The sequence below is a fragment of the Caenispirillum salinarum genome, from assembly GCF_044803115.1.
In the GTDB taxonomy this organism is placed as follows: domain Bacteria; phylum Pseudomonadota; class Alphaproteobacteria; order Rhodospirillales; family Rhodospirillaceae; genus Caenispirillum; species Caenispirillum salinarum_A.
In genome coordinates this window covers 904,163-922,703 of the sequence record NZ_CP085224.1, presented here as the reverse complement: position 1 = coordinate 922,703, position 18,541 = coordinate 904,163, and the positions used below count along the sequence as shown (strand labels likewise).

The window sequence follows — 18,541 nt, the reverse complement described above, 5'->3', positions numbered from 1 at the left end:
GAAAAAACTAACCGCCGACCAGGCGACCCAGACGCTCCGCCACCGCCTCGGGCGTGAATCCGAAGTGCGCGAACAGGTCCTTGGCCGGGGCGGACTCGCCGAAGGTCTCCATGCCGACCACGTCGCCCTCCGGCCCGACCAGCCGCCACCAGCTTTCGGGATGCCCGGCCTCCACCGCCAGGCGCGGCACGCCCGGCGGCAGCACGGCATCGCGATAGGCCCGGTCCTGCGCCAGGAACCGCTCGCGGCAGGGCATGGAGACGACGGCCACCCCTTTGCCGGCCGCGCCCATGGCCTCCCGCGCCGCCAGCGCCAGTGCGACCTCCGAACCCGTGGCGATCACCACGGCCGTGGGCGTTCCTTGCGCCGCCGCCAGCACATAGCCGCCGCGCCGGATCATCTGGACCTGGTCGGCGTCGCGCTCCTGGCAGGGCAGGCCCTGGCGCGAGAGCAGCAGAGCCGTCGGGCCGTCGGCATTCTCCACCGCCGCGCACCAGGCCGCCGCCGTCTCCACGGCGTCGCAGGGGCGCCAGACGGCCAGGTTGGGGATGAGCCGCAAGCTTGCCGCGTGCTCCACCGGCTGGTGCGTCGGACCGTCCTCGCCGAGCCCGATGGAGTCGTGGGTCAATACGTGGACAACGCGGCGCTTCATCAGCGCGGCCATGCGGATGGCGTTGCGGGAATAGTCGCTGAAGGTCAGGAACGTCCCGCCGAAGGGAATGAACCCGCCGTGCAGCGCCATGCCGTTCATGATGGCCGCCAGCGCGAACTCGCGCACGCCGTAGGACAGATAGCGCCCGACGCCCGTCTCGTTGACGTTCTCCGCCCCCGGCCAGTCGGTCAGGTTGGACCCCGTCAGGTCCGCCGAACCGCCGAACAATTCCGGCACGCGCAAGGCAAGCTGCTCCAGCACCTGGGCGGACGCTTTGCGGCTGGCAATGGACCCGGTGCACGCGGCGGCGGTCTCGATGATCTCGTCAACCACCTGCGGCCAGTCCGCCGCCAGATCACCGGCCATGCGGCGCTCCAGCGCGGCGGCCTGTGTGGGGTAGGCCTCGCGGTAGGCCTCCATGCGGATGCGCCATTCGGCCTCCGACCGCACACCCTGGGGGCGGGCGTCGGTGGCGTCCATGATCTCCTCCGGCACCGTGAAGGGCGCGTGCCGCCAGCCGAGCGCGGTGCGCATGGCCGCCACTTCCTCCGCCCCCAGCGGCGCGCCGTGGACCTTGTGGCTGCCGGCCTTGCTGGGCGCGCCCCGGCCGATCTGGGTGCGGCAGCAGATGAGCGTCGGGTGGTCGGGCTCCGCCTTGGCCTGGGTCAGCGCGGCGCGCACGGCGGCGACGTCATGGCCGTCGACGGCGCGGATCACCTGCCAGCCATAGGCCTCGAACCGCCCGGGCGTGTCGTCGGTGAACCAGCCGTCCACCGGCCCGTCAATGGAGATGCCGTTGTCGTCCCACAGGCACACCAGCTTGCCCAGCTTCAGCGTGCCGGCGAGCGAGCAGGCCTCGTGCGAGATGCCCTCCATCAGGCAGCCGTCGCCCAGGAAGACGTAGGTGTGGTGGTCGACCACATCGAAGCCCGGCCGGTTGAACTCGGCGGCCAGCAGCTTTTCCGCCAGCGCCATGCCGACGGCGTTCGCCAGCCCCTGGCCAAGCGGCCCGGTGGTGGTCTCCACCCCCGGCGTCACGTCCACTTCCGGGTGGCCGGGGGTGCGGGAATGCATCTGGCGAAAGCGCGACAGGTCGCCGGGCGTCAGGTCATAACCCGTCAGGTGCAGCAGGCTGTAGACCAGCGGCGAGGCATGGCCGTTGGACAGCACGAAGCGGTCGCGGTCGGGCCATTTGGGGTGGCCGGATTGTGCTTGAGGAACCCGGTCCCGCCGGCGCCCCAAAGCGCCGTCGCCATCTCCGCCATGCCCAGCGGCGCGCCGGGGTGGCCGGAATTGGCGGCCTCCACCATGTCGACGCTGAGCACCCGGATCGCCGCCGCCATGAGCGCGTCGGCGGAAAGGGGTGGCTTGGTGAGGGTGGTGGTCATGTTATTCGTTCCTTCCAGTGACGCGGGGGCTGCCGCCCCCGGTCCCCGCCTGGGGAGCACAGCTCCCCAGCCCCCTCAGTCTTCTGAAAAACTGGGTGGCTTGGAGGGCTGCGCCCTCCAAGCGGGTTCCGGGCGGCAGCCCGTCGGCGCAAGCCGAATTACGCGGCGGCTTCAGCCACCCCCTCCACGCGCGGGGCCAGTTCGCCCGCCCTGTACCGCGCCGCCATGTCCGGCAGCGGGATGGGCGTGATGCGGCCTGCGTGGCCGGCGCTGCCGAAGGCCTCGAAGCGGTCGGCGCACAGCGTTTCCATGGCATCCATGGCGGGCGTCAGCACCTTGCGCGGGTCGAACTCCTCGGGCTTTTCCGTCAGCACGCGGCGGAACTCGGCCGTCATGGCGAGGCGGCAATCGGTGTCGATGTTGACCTTGCGAACCCCGTGCTTGATGCCCTCCACGATCTCGGCCACCGGCACGCCCCAGGTCTGGGGGATGGCGCCGCCGTGGGCGTTGATGCGGTCCTGAAGGTCCTGCGGCACCGAGGATGATCCGTGCATCACCAGATGCGTGTCGGGCAGGCGTTCATGGATGAGCTTGACCGTGTCCATCGCCAGGATGTCGCCCGTCGGCTCGCGGGTGAACTTGTAGGCGCCGTGGCTGGTGCCGATGGCGACGGCCAGCGCGTCCACCTTGGTCCGCGCGACGAAATCCGCCGCCTGCTCCGGGTCCGTCAGCAGGGCGTCGCGCTCCAGCGAGCCCTCGAACCCGTGGCCGTCCTTGGCCTCGCCGCTTCCCGTCTCCAGCGAGCCCAGGCAGCCCAGCTCGCCCTCCACCGACACGCCGATCTTGTGGGCGAGCGCGGCCACATGGCGGGTGATGCCGACGTTGTAGTCGTAGTCGGCGGGCGTCTTGGCGTCCTCGCGCAAGCTGCCGTCCATCATCACGGACGTGAACCCGTGGGCCATGGCCGACAGGCAGGTGTCGATGTCGTTGCCGTGGTCCTGGTGCAGACAGACGGGGATCTTGGGGAACATTTCCGCCGCCGCGCCGACCATGGCCCGCAGCATGACGTCGCCGGCATAGGACCGCGCCCCGCGGCTGGCCTGGAGGATCACGGGGCTGTCGGTCTTCTCCGCCGCCCGCATGATGGCGAGCACCTGCTCCATGTCGTTGACGTTGAAGGCCGGCACGCCATAGGCGTTCTCGGCGGCGTGGTCGAGAAGCTGACGCAGGGAGATAAAGGCCATAGCACTGGCTCCTTTGGTTTGCGTCCCGCCGCCTGCGCGGCGGAACTGCGTTCAGGCGGCACGCAGCCTCACGCGCCTGACCGGCGCGGGGTCGCACTGTGTGCTCCGCACACGCCTTCGGCTCCGCGACCCTATTCGCGAGTTGCGTCCACGGGCGTGGCCGCACCCCGCTCTGCGAAACCACCGACCGGTTTCTAGGAGGCGGGCGCCGGGTCGGGCGCGGCGGCGGGTTCGGCCCGCGCTTTCACCGCCTCGGGCGGCGCGGCGCGGCACAGCATCTGCCGCCGGCGCTCCATCAGCCGCCAGATGAAGGGGGTGAAGATCAGCTGCATCGCCAACTCCATCTTGCCGCCGGGCACCACGATGGTGTTGGGGCGCGACATGAAACTGTCGTGCAGCATGTTCAGAAGGTAGGGGAAGTCGATCCCCTTGGGGTTGGCGAAGCGGATCACCACCATGCTTTCATCCGCCGACGGAATATGCCGCGCGATGAAGGGGTTGGAGGTGTCCACCATGGGCACCCGCTGGAAGTTCACATGGGTGCGGGTGAACTGCGGGCAGATGTAGCGGACGTAATCGTCCATGCGCCGCAGGATGGTGTCGGTCACCGCCTCGGTCGAATAGCCGCGCATGTTCTTGTCGCGGTGGACCTTCTGGATCCATTCCAGGTTGATGACCGGCACCACGCCGACCAGCAGGTCCGGATAGCGGCTGATGTCGTGCGCGTCGGACTTCGCCGCGCCGTGCAGGCCCTCGTAGTACAGCATGTCCGACGGCGGCAGGTCCTCCCACGGGGTGAAGGTGCCGGGCTCCTGGCCGTAGGGCTCGGCTTCCTCGCGGTCGTGCAGGTACTTGCGGCGCTTGCCCGTGCCCGTGACGGCGTAGTCGCGGAACAGCGCCTCCAGGTCTCCGAACAGGTTGGCCTCCGGCCCGAAGTGGCTGAAGGTGGTGTCGCCGCTTTCCAGCCGCTTTTTCATCTCGGCCTTCATGCCGGCGCGGTCGTAGGCGTGAAAGCTGTCGCCCTCGACGATGGCGGCGCCGACGCCCTCGCGCCGGAAAATCTGCTGGAACGTGTGGGTCACCGATGTCGTGCCGGCGCCCGAGGACCCGGTGATGGCGATGATGGGATGGCGTTCGCTCATGGGGACGTTTCCCTTGTGTCTTGTCGTTGGAGCCAGACTCCCTCCGGGCGACGCCGACAACGAAGAAGTTGTCGCCCGGCAAGGCCGACCGGCCGCCGCGCCCAATGGCGCGTGAGGCTGCGTGCCGATTGAACGCAGCAGTGACGATGCCAATCGTCGTCGCGCATCAGACGCGCCCAGCGGGCGCGGCGGGGATGTCGCGGAACAAAGAGCGGCTGTTGAACAGCGGCGTCTCGAACATCTGGCCGGCGCCGGCCTCAGCGTGCGCCGCGTGCAGGGCCTCCACGTGCGCCACTTCCTCCGCGCAGCCGAAGATCAGCGGGATGCGCTGGTGGAGTTCCGTCGGCTGGACGGTCAGCATCCGCTCCCGCCCGGTGGAGCACGCGCCGCCCGCCTGCTCCATGAGCATGGCGCAGGGGTTGGCCTCGTACAGCAGCCGCAGCCGCCCCGCCCGGCCGGGCACCTTGGTGTCGAAGGGATAGAGGTAGATGCCGCCGCGCATGAGGATGCGGTGCATGTCGGCGACCATGCTGGCGATCCACCGCATGTTGAAGTCGCGCCCGCGCGGGCCGCTCGCACCCCGGATCAGTTCCTCCACATAGGCCTTCACCGGGTCTTCCCAGTAGCGGCCGTTGGATGCGTTGATGGCGAATTCCGACGTGCTGCGCGCCACCCGCATCTCCGGGTGGGTCAGCACGAAGTCGCCCATCATGGGGTCGAGCGTGAAGCCGACCACGCCCTTCCCCAGCGTCAGCACCAGCATGGTCGAGGGGCCGTAGATGGCATACCCCGCCGCCACCTGGTCCGTGCCCGGCTGGAGAAAATCCGCTTCCTCCACCGGCTTGTCGGCGGGGCCGGGCGCCTTCAGCACCGAAAAGATGCTGCCGACGGAGACGTTGATGTCGATGTTGGAGCTGCCGTCCAGCGGGTCGTAGACCAGCAGGTACGGCCCGCGCGGGTAGCCCTCGGGCACCGGACAGAGGTCCTCCAGTTCCTCCGACGCCACGGCGCGGACGCAGCCGTTGAACTCGGTGCGCTTGCGGAAGACCTCGTCGGTCAGGATGTCGAGCTTCGCCTGGTCCTCGCCCTGCACGTTCATGGTGTCGGCCTTGCCGTGCGCACCCCCGAGCGCCCCCATGGCCACCCCCTTGGAAATGGCCTTGCAGGCCCGCGCCACGTCGATGAGCAGGGTCATCAGCGTCTCGTCGGCGTGATGGTCGGGGTCGCGGCAGGTCTCGATCAGGTACTGCGCGAGGGTGGTCTGGTCGGTGCGGATCATGGTGTGTTCCCTTCCCTGGCCGCTGTCAGGCGGCGTCGGCGGGGACGACGCCATGCGCCAGACGCGCCAGGACATCGCCATCGGTGTGGAAGCGGACGCGCCTCGTTGGCTGGGCACGTCTCAGGAAGGCAGCATGACGGGATGCTGAAATAAGGTGAAATCGGAACTTCTCGCCCCTGGTATATATGATAACTTATGCCCGAGGCATCCGGAGGACCCGCCCATGCGCCACGCCACGCTGCGCCAGATGCAGGTGTTCGACGCCGTCGCGCGGCACCTGAGCTTCTCCAAGGCGGCGCGGGAGCTGCACCTGACGCAGCCCGCCGTCTCCATGCAGGTCAAGCAGTTGGAGGGTCTCGCGGGCCTGCCGCTGTTCGAGCAGGTGGGCCGCGTGCTCTACCTGACCGACGCCGGCACGACCCTGCTGGACCACGCCCGCGCCATCCTGGGCGCGGTGGCGGACGCCGAAGAGGCCATGGCCGCCATGCGCGGGCAGCGGGCGGGAGGGTTCCGCATCGGCGTCGTGTCGACGGCGAAATACTTCGCGCCGTCGCTGCTGTCGGCCTTCACGGCGGGCTATCCGGGGGTGGATGTCAGCCTTCAGGTCGCCAACCGCCGCCAGATCCTGGCCGACCTGGCGGAAAACCGGGTCGACCTGGCGCTCATGGGGCGGCCGCCGACGGACATGACGGTCAACGACGTGGTGTTCGCGGCCCACCCCCACGCCGTCATCGCCGCACCCACGCACCCGCTCGCCCGCAAGCGCGCGAGGCTGTCGGCGCTGGACGGCGAGACGCTGCTGGTCCGCGAGCAGGGGTCAGGCACCCGCGCGCTGATGGAGCGCCTGCTGGCCGAGCATGGCGTCACACCCGGCCGGCTGATCGAGATGGCGTCGAACGAGACCATCAAGCAGGCCGTCATGGCGGGCATGGGGGTCAGCTTTCTGTCGGTTCACACCATCGGCCTGGAGGTTTCCGTCGGCCGGCTGGTGGTGCTGGACATGGAGGACACGCCGGTGGAGCGGCAATGGCATGTGGTCTGGCGCGAGGGCAAGCGCCTGCTGCCCATCGCGGATGCCTTCGTCGGCTTCATGAAGGACAACGGCGAGCGCCTGATCGATGACGCCGTGCATCCGGCGCCGACGGGCCGGCGGACAGCCAAGGCATAAGCTGAAGCTTATTCCAGGCCGCAGCGTTTCCGATTTCCGCTTATGCGGGGCCGGTCCGTAGAGTGTTCCTGTTCGCGCTTTCCTCCATCTCGCGCCGCTGAACCACCCTGTCCTCGGGCGGCGCGGACACCGGCGGGAGCGCCCGCCAAAGGCAGCCGAAACTCAGGGCGCGGTTTCCGGGGAAGCCGCGCCCTTTTTTGTGGCCGGAAGGATGCGTCAGTCCTCGTCCGCCCACCCTTCCTCGCCCAGCAGGGGCACGAACTGGACACCGCCCAGGTTTTCCTCCACGAAGTCGTCATCGGGGGTGCGGGTGATGCGCTTGAGCGTCTGGAGCCGCCGCGCCGAGCCGACGGGGATCACCAGCCGGCCGCCCACCTTCAACTGCTCCCGCAGCGATTTCGGCACCGCCGGGCCGCCGGCGGCGACGGTGATGCCGTCAAACGGCGCGTGGTCGGGACAGCCCCGCGTGCCGTCGCCGCAGATGACCGTGACGTTGGTGATGCCGGCCCGCTTCAGGTTTTCCCGCGCCAGGTCGGCCAGGCGTTCGACCCGTTCGATGGTCACCACCTCCCGGGCGATGCGCGACAGGACGGCGGCGGCGTAGCCGCACCCCGCGCCCACCTCCAGCACCCGCTCGGCATGGTCGCCCAGGTCCAGGGCCTCGGCCATGCGGGCGACGATGTAGGGCTGGCTGATGGTCTGGCCCTGGCCGATAGGCAGGGGCGTGTCGTCGTAAGCCAGTTCCTGAAGGTGGTCGGGCACGAAAGCCTCGCGCGGGACGGCCTCCATGGCGTCCAGCACCGCCCGGTCGGCGACCCCGCGGGCGGCGATCTGCCTTTCCACCATTGCCCGGCGCTTGGTGGCGGCGTCATCCATGCTGATCCCTCCGTTTTTGAAACGTCCGTGGAATAGAACGCTCGTGGCGAAGCCCCCGTTGAAGCGTGAACGCCGGCCCCTCCCTCCCGTTGTTACGGCAGATTTCAGCCGATCATTCGCAGGGAGAGCACACATGGCCGCCACGCAGCCCGGAGACATCTCGGTCCAGGTCGCCCGCGCCCGCCCCGACGACGTGGGCAAGGGCGTCGCGCGCGTGCCGCACAAGATCCTGGAGGCAATCGGCGCCCGCCATGGCGATCCCATCGAGATCACCGGCGAGCGCGCCACCGCCGCCATCGCCGTGCCGCCCTACCCCGACGACGAAGGCATCCCCATCGTCCGCCTGGACGGGTTGCAGCGGGCCAACGCCGGCGTCGGCAGCGGCGATACGGTGGAGTTGCGCCGCGCCGAGCCCAAGCCGGCCCGCCGGGTCGTGCTGGCGCCGGCGCAGAAGAACCTGCGGCTCCAGGGTTCGGGCGATGCGCTGGCGCGCACCTTCAACCGGCGGCCGCTGGTGGCGGGCGACGTGGTGTCCACCTCCGTCTACCACCGCACGCCCGACATGGAGCGCGACGGCGGCTTTCCGGAAGATCCGTTCCGACGCCTGTTCGAGGCCCAGGCCTACGGGCTCGCGGAAATCCGCCTCAGCGTCGTCTCCACCCAGCCCAAGGGCATCGTGGAGATCACCAGCGACACCGAGGTGGAGCTTCTGCCCCAATATGTGGAGCCCAAGGAGGCCCGGCCGGCGGAAGTCACCTACGAGGACGTGGGCGGCATCGGTCCGGTGCTCGATCAGGTGCGCGAGATGGTGGAACTGCCGCTCAAGCACCCGGAGCTGTTCCAGCGCCTGGGCATCCAGCCGCCCAAGGGCGTCATCATGCACGGGCCGCCGGGCACGGGTAAGACGCTCATCGCCCGCGCCGTGGCGGCCGAGGCGGAGGCGCAATTCTTCCTCATCAACGGTCCCGAGATCATGGGCAAGTTCCAGGGCGAGAGCGAACAGCGCCTGCGCGACGTCTTCCAGCAGGCGCAGAGCGAGGCGCCGGCCATCGTCTTCATCGACGAACTGGACTCCATCGCGCCCAAGCGCTCGTCGGTCAGCAACGAGGCCGAACGCCGCGTCGTCGCCCAGCTTCTCACCCTCATGGACGGTCTGGAGCCGCGCCAGAACGTGGTGGTGATCGGCGCCACCAACCGGGTCGAGGCCATCGACGAGGCGCTGCGCCGCCCCGGCCGCTTCGACCGCGAGGTGGTGGTCGGCGTGCCCGACCAGGCCGGCCGGCGCGAGGTGCTGGCCATCCACAGCCGCGGCATGCCGCTGGCGGGAGACGTGAACCTGGACGAACTGGCGCGCCACACCTACGGCTACGTGGGCGCCGACCTGGCCGCGCTGTGCCGCGAGGCCGCCATGGAAACGCTGCGCCGCCTGCTGCCGGAAATGAACCTGCAGGACGGCATCAAGCCCGAAGCCCTGGACAAGCTGATCGTCGAGGACCGCGACTTCATCAACGCCATGAAGCGCCTGCAGCCCAGCGCCCTGCGCGAGATCATGATCCAGGTCCCCGACGTGCGGTGGGAGGATATCGGCGGCCTGGGCGAGGCCCGCACCCAGCTGCGCGAGGGCGTGGAACTGCCGCTCAAGACGCCCGAGGCCTTCGCCCGCATGGGCATCCGCCCGGCCAAGGGGTTCCTGCTCTACGGCCCGCCGGGCACCGGCAAGACCCTGCTGGCCAAGGCGGTGGCGCGCGAGGCGAACGCCAACTTCATCGCCACCAAGTCCTCGGACCTCCTGTCCAAGTGGTACGGCGAGAGCGAGCAGCAGGTCAGCCGCCTGTTCCAGCGCGCCCGGCTGGTGGCGCCGACGGTCATCTTCATCGACGAGATCGACAGCCTGGCCCCGGCCCGCGGCGGCGGCCTGGGCGAGCCGGCGGTGACCGAGCGCGTGGTCAACACCATCCTGTCGGAGATGGACGGGCTGGAGGCGTTGCAGGGCGTGGTCGTCATGGGCGCCACCAACCGCCCCAACCTGCTGGACCCGGCGCTGCTGCGTCCCGGCCGCTTCGACGAGCTGATCTACGTCACCGTCCCCGACCGGGAGGGCCGCCGGCACATCCTGGGCATCCACACCAAGGACATGCCGCTGGCCGGCGACGTCTCGCTGGACACCCTGGCCGAACGCACCGACGGCTTTACCGGCGCGGACCTGGCGGACCTGACGCGCCGCGCCGGCCTGCTGGCCCTGCGCACCAGCCTGGATGCCAGCCAGGTCGCCGCCGAGCACTTCGAGCAGGCGCTGAAGGAGACCCGGGCGTCCGTCACGCCGGAAATGCAGCGGGAATACGAACAGCTGCGCGCCACGCTGAAGCAGGAGGGGCCGACCCGCCAGCCCATCGGCTTCGGCATCACCCAGCAGTAGGCGGCGATGCGCCCTCCGCCTCGCCCTCCACCTCGGCGCGCAGGCCGGCCAGATCGTCGATCTCCACCCGGCGGCGGCGGACGCGGATGCCGTCGGCCACCAGCCGGGTGAAGATGCGCGACAGGGTTTCCGGCGCCAGCCCCAGCATTCCAGCCGCCACCACATGCGACATTGGCAGGCGGAAGGCCACCGGCCCCGCCGTTCCGGGGGCGTAGCCCGCCGCCAGGGCTTGGCGCCACAGGAAGACCTTCACCCGCCGCGGCGGCTGCAAGGCCTTCTGCTCGGCCAGGCGCACGGTCATGTCGCGCCAGCGCCGGCCCAGCGCCGCCAGCAGGTCCGTCACCTCCTCGGGCCGCGCCGCCAGCCGCGCCAGCAGCGCGCCGCGGTGGGCGACGGCCAGCCGGCAGGGCGTCAGGGCCTCGGCGTTCACGGGATAGCGTTGCAGCCCCACCACCGCCGGCAGGCCGAACAGGTCGCCGGTCTTGAAGACGTGCAGCACCGTCTCCGCCCCGCCGGCGTCGTCGCCGACGAACAGCCGCACCCGGCCCTCGCGCAGCAGGAAAACGCGGTCGGCCTCGTCTCCCTGGCCGAACAACAGCGTGCCCGCCGGCACGCACATGTCCGGCGCGTCGGCCATCAGGCGGGCGACAAGGTCGTCCACAGCCGATGTGTCGGGACCGGTCAGGGGCAGCGGCGGCGTCATGGCAGGGCGCTCCCGGCCAGCCGGGCGCGGTCGGCGATGGTCACGCGGCGGCCCTGGATCACCACGCCGTCGTCGCGCAGGCGCTTGAGCACACGGGAAAAGCTTTGCTGCGTCATGCCCAGGTGCGCCGCCACCAGCTTCTTGCTCATGGGCAGGCGCACCGAGTCGCCGCCGCCGTCGGGCGCGCGCTGCACGGGCAGGGACAGAAGATAGGCCACCGTGCGCTCCCGCACGCCGCCCCGGCGCAGCGCGTCGGTGGCGGCGATGCAGCGGCGCAGGGCGTTGGACAGAAGCCCGACCAGCAGCAGCGCCATGTCCGGCTCCGCCGCCGCCCGCGCCCGCAGGACCGCCGCCGGCACCTCCAGCACCTCGCCGGCCGCCACCGCGATCACCGTCGCCGCGTGGGGCGCGCCGGCCAGCCAGTCGCCCAGGCCGACCACCGCGCCGGCGGTCGCTTCCTCCACCGGCACAGGGCCGTCGGCTCCGGCCAGCGGCAGCAGCCCGATGTAGCGGCCGCTGCGCACCATGAACAGCGTGTCCACCGGATCGCCCGCCCGGCACAGCACGGCGTCGCGGGCCACCGGTCGCACGCGCCCCAACGGCTCCAGCCGGCGCTGGGCGGCAGCGGCGACGGCGGCGTCGGACAGGCAGGCGATGTCGATGGGCATGGCGCGGCGCGGCCCTCCATGACGGTCGGAACTGCCGCCCATGGTTCCAGAAGCTGCCGCCAAGGCGCTTGATCCCGATCAAGGAAGTCAGGTTTTTCGCAATCGTCAAGGCGGGTTTGCCCCGGATGCCGTCTGATCGAAGGGTATAACCATAAAACACCGGGAGGCCACACCATGCCCACGAGGATTACCCCCCATCTGACCGATCACCGCGTCCTGATCGCCAACGGCAGCCCGGGGCTGCGGCGCCTGCTGAACACGCTGGTGGGCACCCTTGCCATGCCGGCGGGTATCGACGAGGCCTGCTGCGGCACCTGCGCGCTCGACACCCTGGTCGAGACGCCGGCGGGCCTGGTCATCGCCGATGCCTGCATGGACCAGATGGACGGCCTGGCGCTGCTGACGGCCATGCGCCGCGAGGCCCGGCTGGCGCGCGTGCCGGTCATCCTGCTGCGCGACCCGGTCCGCGACCCGACGCCGTCGCACATATGGAGGGCCGCCGGAGCCGACGCGGTGCTGGACAAGCCCCTGTCGCTGCGCAAGTTCGCCGTGTCCCTGCGCGACACCGCAGAGCGCACGGCCGTCGTTCACTCGGGGGCGGGGACGGCTTAGACCCCGGCCGCGCCCGCCCCACCTTTTTTTTCGGTCAAGCCACCCAGGCCGCTCCGTCGCCGCCGTTGAGGAACCCGTTGGCGGCGGGGCGGCCGTCCAGCATGTCCAGAAGGCGATCCTCGGCCGCCGTGCCCGACAGGCGCCCGGCCGCAAGCTCGGCATAGACGTGGCCGACGGCGGCCATGTCCATGTCCAGCGGCGAGATGCGCAGGACGCTCACCCCCGCAGCCATCAGGTCCGGCACCTCGCGCGCGAGCACCGTAACGGCGTGCGCCTGGGTCTGCGTGCCGTTGACGGTCAGGAAGTCGGCGCCGTCCAGGGTTTCCACCGCCATGCCCTCCGGGTCCTCGCCGCAGACGTAGCGGCAGCCGTCCTTGGACAGTCCGTGGGCGCGGGCATGATAGCAGCGCGCCGAGATGGCGAGAGGGGCCCGGCCGAAGACCGTCACGGCGCAGTCCATGCCCAGCCGCCGCGCCTCCGTCGCCAGAGCGTAGACCGACTCGCGCGGCAGTTCCCACGGCAGGGTGACGCAGGTCGCCCCGCGCGCCGCCAGAACCCGCAGGGTGCCCTCGTTGTAGACGTTCACCATGGGGCCGATGTGGTGCGGCCGGTCCGCCAGCAGGCCGAGCGCGCCGGCATCATTGGCCTCCACCAGCGCACCGTCGGCGGCGGCCGCCGCCACGCCCTCCAGCGCCGCCGTCTCGCCGGGCGTCACCGCCAGGGCCAGGGTCGCAAGGACCACCGTCCGCCCGGCCGCTTCCAGCGCCTGGGCCGCATCCGCCATGGCGTCGGCCACCAGCGGCTCGCGCTTGGAGCACACGGTCTCCCCCAGCACCACGGTCTGGAACGGCCCGTCGGCGGCAAGGCCGGCATAGAAGGCGCGGCGGCGCTCTGCCGGCCAGTTGTAGAGCAGCGGCCCCAGGCTGAGCGTCGCGGTCTTGGTCATGGCGCGGTGTTCCTCCCTCTCGATGTCATTGCCAGCCGCGCGCGTAGGCGCCGGTTGTCGCCTGGCCGCCTTCCAGAAAGGCCTTGGGATCGGTGGCCCGGCCGCCGGCCGAGGTCATGCCCGCCATGGCGGCCTTCAGCCCGCGCACCACCTGGGCGACATAGGCCTTGCCGCGCTGGCGCCCCTCGATCTTCAGCGCCGTCACGCCCGCCGCCGCGAAATCGGGCAACAGGGCGGAGGCATCCAGGCTGACCGGGTCCTCGAACAGGTGCCCCTCGCGCCCGCGCGCCCGGAAGCGCCCCTTGCAGAGCGTCGGGTAGCCGGCCTGCTCGCCGGGGCCGAAGCGGTTGATGGTCCACTCTCCCAGGCGCGAGACCATGACCTCGCCCTCCTGCTCATAGCGGACATGGCTGGCCGGCGAGCACACCCCGTCCTTGTTGGGCGACAGGCCGGTGGCGTAGGAGGACAGCGCGCAGCGGCCTTCCGCCATGACGCACAGGCCGCCGAAGACGAAAACCTCCGTCTCCACGTCGGGTACGGCCTCGGTCAGCGCCGCGATCTGCGGCACCGTCAGCACGCGCGGCAGCACAACGCGCCGGACCCCGAAGGCATCACGGTAGAAGCGCACCGCCGCCGGATTGGACGCCGAGGCCTGGACGGACAGGTGCAGCCGCAGGCCGGGATGCCGCTCCGCGGCATAGGCCGCCACGCCCATGTCACACAGGATGACGGCATGCACGCCCGCCTCCGCCGCGATGTCCACCGCCCGCCGCCAGATCCGGTCGTCGCCGGCGTCGGCATAGGTGTTGATGGCGATCATGGGCCGCACGCCCCTGGCCCGGCACAGCGCGACGGCATCGCCGGCCTCTTTCGGGCTGAAGTTCAGGCCCGGGAAGTTGCGCGCGTTGGTGCGGTCGCGGAAGCCGAAGTAGACGGCGTCGGCGCCGGCCTCAACGGCGGCGGACAGGGCGGCGGGGGTGCCGGCGGGGCAGACGAGTTCCATGCAAGCTCCTTGGGTCTGTCGAGCCATCAGCGGCGGCGCTTGGCGGCGGCCTCGACCCGCGCCAGCCGCGCCTCCTGCCGGGCGAGATCGGCGCGCAGGGGCGCCAGCGCGGCATCCTGCACCAGGGCGAGGTCGCGGCTGCCCGCTGCGTGCAGGCGCCGCGCCAGCCCGGTGCCGCGCGCGAGCATGGGCCGCGCCGGCGCCGGCAGCGCGGCCATCAGGTCGGCGGGGCCGGCGTCGGCATCCTCCAGCGCATAGCGGAGCGCCATGACGAGGCCGGTGTCGCCCTCGATCGTAAGGGCGCGGGAAAAGAAGGTGGCGTCGCCGTCCAGTCCGGCGGTGTCGGTCAGCGCCGCCAGGACCTCCAGCGGTGCCCGCACGACGGCGTCCGCCGGGGCGTCGGCGTCGTCCACGTCGAGAAAAAGCGTCCCGTCGGCGATGGTCGCCACCACCGCCACCGGATGCCCGGCGGGCACCACCGCGACCCGCCCGCTCAAGCCCTCCAGGCGGTCGCCGAGGCGGGGCGCGAGACGGGCGCGCAGACGGGCGAGAACCGGGCGCGACAGGCGGCGCAGCAGCGACGGCGGCAGCGGGCGCAGGGCCAGCCCGGCAAGAAGGCCGGGCGTCAGGGCACGGACGGAGGCGGCGGACATCGCTTCTCCCGGTGGTCGAAAGGGTCCAAGCCCCTTGCGTAGACCGCCGCGTGCGCCGCGACCATGACGCTGGTTCAAAAGGCGGTGCGGACACCGGATTTACCCAACATCAAGTCATGCCGCGCGGCGGATCGCTACGGTGTGCCTGTTCATCGGATGCGCCAAGCACGGCCATTTTCCGCCGGTGACGTTCCCGCTTCGCCCCGCCATGGGGCGCCCCTCGCGGCCCGGACACCCTCTTCTCCCGTCCGGGCCGTTTTTTTGTCCGGACGCCCTGCCTCAGCGCGGCACCGACCGATCCGGCCGCTCCGCCCGGGGGGCGCGGCCGAACCGGGCGCGGTAGCTGCGCGCGAAGTGCGAAGCCGAACAGAAGCCGCAGGCGTGCGCCACCTCCGTCACCGACATGGACGTCTGCCCCAGAAGCTGCCGCGCCCGCTTGAGCCGCAGGTCCTGGTAATAGCGCGAGGGCGTGGTGCCCAGGTGGGACTGGAACAGGCGTTCCAGCTGGCGCGGCGACAGCTTGACGTTGGCGGCGATGGCCTCGGTGGTCAGCGGCAGTTCCAGGTGGGCTTCCATGGCGGCGATGGCGGCCAGCACCTTGGCGTCCCGGATATTGGTGCGATAGCGCAGCGCCATGCGCTGGGGGTCGTCGGCGGGGCGCAGCAGCGTGTGCATCATCTGCTCGGCCGCCTGCATGGCGAGGTCGCGGCTGTGATCCAGGGCGATCAGGTGAAGCATCATGTCCAGCGCCGCCGTCCCGCCCGAGCAGGTGAAACGGTCGCGGTCGATCTCGAACAGCGTCGCCGTCACCGCCAGGTCGGGAAACTCCTCGACGAAGGGCTCCACCATCTCCCAATGCAGGGTGCATCTGTAGCCGCCCAGCAGCCCGGCGCGGGCCATGATCAGCGGCCCCGTGCACAGGCCGCCGATGGGCGTGCCCTGCCCGGCCATGCGCCGCAGCCACCCGAAGACTGAGCGCTCGCGGTAGGTTTCCACGCCCAGGCCGGCGCAGACGAAGACGGCCGCCGGGACCGGCGCGGGCGTCAGCGGGCTGCCATCGGGCAGGACGTGCAGGCCGTTGCTCGCCACCGCCGGCGCCCCGCTCGCCGTCAGGGTGCGCCAGGTATAGAGCGTGCGCCCGGCCATGCGGTTGGCCGCCCGCAGAGGCTCCACCGCCGAGGCGAAGGCCATCATGGAGAAACTGGGGGCCAGGAAGAACCACAGGTCCTGGGGCTCCTGGGAGGCCGGTTTGCCGAACATGGCCGCGCCCTCCGTCCGGCCGCCGCGCTAGGATGCCGCCGCCACGTCGCCGACGGCCGCGCCCGCTACCCCACCGGCTGCCCGCACGGCCTGGGGCGACAGGCCGAAGGCGGCCTTCAGGTGGCGGGCGAAGTGCGAAGCATCGGCGAAGCCGCATTCGTGGGCGATGGCGGTCATGCTGAGCTGCGTGCGCGTGAGCAGCGCCCGGCCGTGGCGCAGGCGGACCATGCGGGAATAGCCGGCGGGCGTGCTGTCCATCTCCGCCCGGAACAGGCGTTCGAGCTGGCGGCGCGACAGGCCGACGCGGCGGGCCAGGACGTCGGTCGACGGCGGGTCGGCGAAGGATTGCTCCAGGATCAGCACCGCCCGGCGCAGGCGCGCATCACGCGGCCGGGCGCTGGCGCCCGCCTCGTGCGGCTGGGGCGCGTCGGCCGGGCGGGCGCCGTCGGAAACCATGATGTGCAGCGCCTTCTGCGCCGCCGCCGGCCCGACGTGGCGGTCCACAAGCCAGGCCGCCAGGTCGATGGCGCCGGTGCCGCCGGCGCAGGTGATGCGCGGGCCGTCGACCACGAACAACTGGTCGGCGACGGGCATCACGTCCGGGTGCCGGTCCGCGAGGTCGGTGTAGTGATACCACGACACGCAGCACTGCCGGCCTTCCAGCAGCCCGGCGCGCGCCATGGCGAAAACGCCGGTGCACAGGCCGACCACCCGCGTGCCGGCGGCGGCGGCCTCTTTCAGATAGGCCAGCACGCGCTCGTCCACCGGCGGCCCGGCGAGCAGGCCGCCCACGACCACAACGTAGTCCACGGATTTCGGATCGACGAAGCCGCAGTCGGCGCGGACGATGGCGCCGCAGCTGGCCCGCACCGGCGCCCGGTCGACGCTGGTCACTACCCAGCGGCAGGCGATCTGGCGCGAGCGGTCGCCCTCGTCGGCGGCCAGGCGCAGCACGTCCATGAAGCCCGCGAAGGGCAGCAGGGTGAAATTGGGCAGCAGCACGAAGGCGACGCGCAGGCGCACGCCTTCGCCGTCCAGAGCGTCCCCGGGTCCCGTCATGTCGCCTCCGCCGGCCGCTGCGTCGCGGCCGTTCTTCTGTCTTTCATAAAGAGTTGGAGAGCCGCGCCCGGCTGTCAATCCGCGCGACGCAGGCATGTCGCAAATCTACCAGCCCGGTGTCCCGAATGTTCTAGTCGGCCGCTCGGGTTCGGCGCAGTGTTTCGGGAAAACCGGCCCACGGCGACGGGCCGGCAGGAGGCTTTGCATGACCCGCTATTCGATCTGGTCACTGGCGCGTAACGCCATGACCTGGCACGAAAACTGGCCACGCTACTGGCGCAGCCCCGACCCCCGGCCGGAGTACGACGTCATCGTCGTCGGCGGTGGTGGACACGGGCTGGCCACCGCCTACTACCTTGCCAAGGAACACGGCATCACCAATGTCGCGGTGGTTGAGAAGGGCTGGCTTGGCGGCGGCAATACGGCGCGCAACACGACCATCGTGCGCTCCAACTATCTGTTCGACGAAAGCGCCGCGCTGTACGAACTGTCGCTGAAGCTGTGGGAGGGCCTGAGCCAGGACCTCAACCTCAACGTCATGCTCAGCCAGCGGGGCGTGCTGAACCTGGCGCATACGCTGGGCGACGTGCGCGCCGGCCGCCGCCGGGCCGAGGCCAACCGCCTGAACGGCATCGACAGCCATTGGCTGGAGCCCGACGAGGTGGCGAAGGTGTGCCCCATCCTCAACATGTCCCGGAAACTGCGCTATCCGGTCATGGGGTCGACCTGGCAGCCGCGCGGCGGGGTCGCCCGCCACGACGCGGTGGCCTGGGGCTTTGCCCGCGCCGCCGATGCGCGCGGGGTGGACATCATCCAGAACTGCGAGGTCACCGGCATCAACCGCGACGGCGACCGCGTGACGGGTGTGGAGACCACGCGCGGCACCATCCGGGCGAAGAAGGTCGCCGTCGTCACCGCCGGTCATTCCTCTGTGCTGGCCGAGATGGCGGGCTTCCGCATGCCCATATCCTCCCACCCCCTCCAGGCGCTGGTGTCCGAGCCCATCAAGCCAGTGCTGGACTGCGTGGTCATGTCGGGCGCCATCCACGTCTACGTCAGCCAGTCCGACAAGGGCGAGTTGGTGATCGGCGCGGGCATCGACAGCTACAATTCCTACGCCCAGCGCGGCAGCTTCCATGTGATCGAGGGACAGACCGCCGCCCTGGTGGAGCTGTTCCCCATGTTCTCGCGGCTGAAGATGATGCGCTCGTGGGGCGGCATCGTGGATACCTGCCCCGATGCCTCGCCCATCATCGGACGCACGCCGGTCAAGGGCTTGTACTTCAACTGCGGCTGGGGCACCGGCGGGTTCAAGGCGACGCCGGGCTCCGGCTACGTCTTCGCCGCGACGGTGGCCAACGACGAGCCGCACCCCGTCGCCGCGCCGTTTGCGCTGGACCGCTTCACCACCGGCGCGCTGGTGGACGAGCACGGCGCCGCCGGCGTGGCGCACTGAGGGGGAGGCGACAGAC

General features: G+C 70.9%; 16 protein-coding genes and 1 pseudogene. 5 read left to right on the top strand and 12 right to left on the bottom strand.

Annotated elements, in window-relative coordinates:
• Positions 1-7: 7 nt before the first annotated feature.
• The 4 genes and pseudogenes from tkt to LG334_RS04315 all read right to left on the bottom strand — a co-directional run bounded on the left by tkt (position 8) and on the right by LG334_RS04315 (position 5,705).
• Positions 8-2,040, bottom strand: a pseudogene (tkt, locus tag LG334_RS04330) (transketolase).
• A 158-nt stretch (positions 2,041-2,198) separates the two neighbouring features.
• The gene (gene fba / locus LG334_RS04325; RefSeq protein WP_404383649.1) at positions 2,199-3,284 is read right to left on the bottom strand and encodes a class II fructose-bisphosphate aldolase; all 1,086 of its coding nucleotides are present in this window, start codon (positions 3,282-3,284) and stop codon (positions 2,199-2,201) included.
• Between the two features lie 194 nt (positions 3,285-3,478).
• Positions 3,479-4,426 carry a phosphoribulokinase gene (locus LG334_RS04320; protein WP_404383647.1) on the bottom strand — a complete coding sequence of 316 codons (948 nt, stop codon included), beginning with the start codon at positions 4,424-4,426 and terminating at the stop codon, positions 3,479-3,481.
• A 166-nt stretch (positions 4,427-4,592) separates the two neighbouring features.
• Complete coding sequence (locus LG334_RS04315; protein WP_404383645.1) at positions 4,593-5,705, bottom strand: class 1 fructose-bisphosphatase; 1,113 nt, start codon at positions 5,703-5,705, stop codon at positions 4,593-4,595.
• On the opposite strand from LG334_RS04315, the gene LG334_RS04310 reads away from it, so the two are divergent.
• Positions 5,704-5,853, top strand: coding sequence for a hypothetical protein (locus tag LG334_RS04310; RefSeq protein WP_404383643.1), 150 nt, complete (start codon positions 5,704-5,706; stop codon positions 5,851-5,853). The genes LG334_RS04315 and LG334_RS04310 overlap by 2 nt on opposite strands.
• A gap of 75 nt (positions 5,854-5,928) precedes the next feature.
• Positions 5,929-6,873, top strand: coding sequence for a LysR family transcriptional regulator (locus LG334_RS04305; RefSeq protein ID WP_404383641.1), 945 nt, complete (start codon positions 5,929-5,931; stop codon positions 6,871-6,873).
• Positions 6,874-7,089: 216 nt separating this feature from the next.
• On the opposite strand, the gene LG334_RS04300 is transcribed toward LG334_RS04305, so the two are convergent.
• Positions 7,090-7,749 carry a protein-L-isoaspartate(D-aspartate) O-methyltransferase gene (locus LG334_RS04300; protein WP_404383639.1) on the bottom strand — a complete coding sequence of 220 codons (660 nt, stop codon included), beginning with the start codon at positions 7,747-7,749 and terminating at the stop codon, positions 7,090-7,092.
• 133 nt (positions 7,750-7,882) lie between these two features.
• On the opposite strand from LG334_RS04300, the gene LG334_RS04295 reads away from it, so the two are divergent.
• The gene (locus LG334_RS04295) at positions 7,883-10,165 is read left to right on the top strand and encodes a CDC48 family AAA ATPase (RefSeq protein WP_404383636.1); all 2,283 of its coding nucleotides are present in this window, start codon (positions 7,883-7,885) and stop codon (positions 10,163-10,165) included.
• Here LG334_RS04295 and LG334_RS04290 read toward each other — a convergent pair.
• Positions 10,152-10,868 (bottom strand): Crp/Fnr family transcriptional regulator, encoded by a 717-nt coding sequence (locus LG334_RS04290; protein ID WP_404383634.1) that lies wholly within the window; start codon positions 10,866-10,868, stop codon positions 10,152-10,154. The genes LG334_RS04295 and LG334_RS04290 overlap by 14 nt on opposite strands.
• Positions 10,865-11,536 (bottom strand): Crp/Fnr family transcriptional regulator, encoded by a 672-nt coding sequence (locus tag LG334_RS04285; RefSeq protein WP_404383632.1) that lies wholly within the window; start codon positions 11,534-11,536, stop codon positions 10,865-10,867. The genes LG334_RS04290 and LG334_RS04285 overlap by 4 nt, the downstream gene beginning before the upstream one ends.
• A gap of 174 nt (positions 11,537-11,710) precedes the next feature.
• Between LG334_RS04285 and LG334_RS04280 the strand changes: the two genes are divergently transcribed.
• Entirely contained in the window at positions 11,711-12,148 is a 438-nt protein-coding gene (locus LG334_RS04280; protein WP_404383630.1) for a response regulator, read from the top strand.
• Between the two features lie 34 nt (positions 12,149-12,182).
• Here the strand turns inward: LG334_RS04280 and LG334_RS04275 are convergent, their stop codons facing one another.
• The 5 genes from LG334_RS04275 to LG334_RS04255 form a co-directional block, all read right to left on the bottom strand.
• Positions 12,183-13,094 carry a U32 family peptidase gene (locus tag LG334_RS04275; protein WP_404383628.1) on the bottom strand — a complete coding sequence of 304 codons (912 nt, stop codon included), beginning with the start codon at positions 13,092-13,094 and terminating at the stop codon, positions 12,183-12,185.
• A 25-nt stretch (positions 13,095-13,119) separates the two neighbouring features.
• Positions 13,120-14,097 carry a peptidase U32 family protein gene (locus LG334_RS04270; RefSeq protein ID WP_404383626.1) on the bottom strand — a complete coding sequence of 326 codons (978 nt, stop codon included), beginning with the start codon at positions 14,095-14,097 and terminating at the stop codon, positions 13,120-13,122.
• Positions 14,098-14,123: 26 nt separating this feature from the next.
• Complete coding sequence (locus tag LG334_RS04265) at positions 14,124-14,750, bottom strand: SCP2 sterol-binding domain-containing protein (RefSeq protein ID WP_404383624.1); 627 nt, start codon at positions 14,748-14,750, stop codon at positions 14,124-14,126.
• 279 nt (positions 14,751-15,029) lie between these two features.
• Positions 15,030-16,010 carry a GlxA family transcriptional regulator gene (locus LG334_RS04260; RefSeq protein ID WP_404383622.1) on the bottom strand — a complete coding sequence of 327 codons (981 nt, stop codon included), beginning with the start codon at positions 16,008-16,010 and terminating at the stop codon, positions 15,030-15,032.
• 27 nt (positions 16,011-16,037) lie between these two features.
• Positions 16,038-17,069, bottom strand: a complete 1,032-nt coding sequence (locus LG334_RS04255) for a GlxA family transcriptional regulator (protein ID WP_404383620.1) — start codon at positions 17,067-17,069, stop codon at positions 16,038-16,040.
• Positions 17,070-17,274: 205 nt separating this feature from the next.
• On the opposite strand from LG334_RS04255, the gene LG334_RS04250 reads away from it, so the two are divergent.
• Positions 17,275-18,525: a sarcosine oxidase subunit beta family protein gene (locus LG334_RS04250; RefSeq protein WP_404383618.1), complete on the top strand. Its 1,251-nt coding sequence runs from the start codon at positions 17,275-17,277 to the stop codon at positions 18,523-18,525.
• The last annotated feature ends 16 nt before the right edge of the window (positions 18,526-18,541 follow it).

What these genes read in the sequence shown, in the direction of transcription:
- fba (WP_404383649.1), bottom strand. Translation starts at nt 3,284, where the DNA reads ATGGCCTTTATCTCCCTGCGTCAGCTTCTCGACCACGCCGCCGAGAAC.
- LG334_RS04320 (WP_404383647.1), bottom strand. Translation starts at nt 4,426, where the DNA reads ATGAGCGAACGCCATCCCATCATCGCCATCACCGGGTCCTCGGGCGCC.
- LG334_RS04310 (WP_404383643.1), top strand. Translation starts at nt 5,704, where the DNA reads ATGGTGTGTTCCCTTCCCTGGCCGCTGTCAGGCGGCGTCGGCGGGGAC.
- LG334_RS04315 (WP_404383645.1), bottom strand. Translation starts at nt 5,705, where the DNA reads ATGATCCGCACCGACCAGACCACCCTCGCGCAGTACCTGATCGAGACC.
- LG334_RS04305 (WP_404383641.1), top strand. Translation starts at nt 5,929, where the DNA reads ATGCGCCACGCCACGCTGCGCCAGATGCAGGTGTTCGACGCCGTCGCG.
- LG334_RS04300 (WP_404383639.1), bottom strand. Translation starts at nt 7,749, where the DNA reads ATGGATGACGCCGCCACCAAGCGCCGGGCAATGGTGGAAAGGCAGATC.
- LG334_RS04295 (WP_404383636.1), top strand. Translation starts at nt 7,883, where the DNA reads ATGGCCGCCACGCAGCCCGGAGACATCTCGGTCCAGGTCGCCCGCGCC.
- LG334_RS04290 (WP_404383634.1), bottom strand. Translation starts at nt 10,868, where the DNA reads ATGACGCCGCCGCTGCCCCTGACCGGTCCCGACACATCGGCTGTGGAC.
- LG334_RS04285 (WP_404383632.1), bottom strand. Translation starts at nt 11,536, where the DNA reads ATGCCCATCGACATCGCCTGCCTGTCCGACGCCGCCGTCGCCGCTGCC.
- LG334_RS04280 (WP_404383630.1), top strand. Translation starts at nt 11,711, where the DNA reads ATGCCCACGAGGATTACCCCCCATCTGACCGATCACCGCGTCCTGATC.
- LG334_RS04275 (WP_404383628.1), bottom strand. Translation starts at nt 13,094, where the DNA reads ATGACCAAGACCGCGACGCTCAGCCTGGGGCCGCTGCTCTACAACTGG.
- LG334_RS04270 (WP_404383626.1), bottom strand. Translation starts at nt 14,097, where the DNA reads ATGGAACTCGTCTGCCCCGCCGGCACCCCCGCCGCCCTGTCCGCCGCC.
- LG334_RS04265 (WP_404383624.1), bottom strand. Translation starts at nt 14,750, where the DNA reads ATGTCCGCCGCCTCCGTCCGTGCCCTGACGCCCGGCCTTCTTGCCGGG.
- LG334_RS04260 (WP_404383622.1), bottom strand. Translation starts at nt 16,010, where the DNA reads ATGTTCGGCAAACCGGCCTCCCAGGAGCCCCAGGACCTGTGGTTCTTC.
- LG334_RS04255 (WP_404383620.1), bottom strand. Translation starts at nt 17,069, where the DNA reads ATGACGGGACCCGGGGACGCTCTGGACGGCGAAGGCGTGCGCCTGCGC.
- LG334_RS04250 (WP_404383618.1), top strand. Translation starts at nt 17,275, where the DNA reads ATGACCCGCTATTCGATCTGGTCACTGGCGCGTAACGCCATGACCTGG.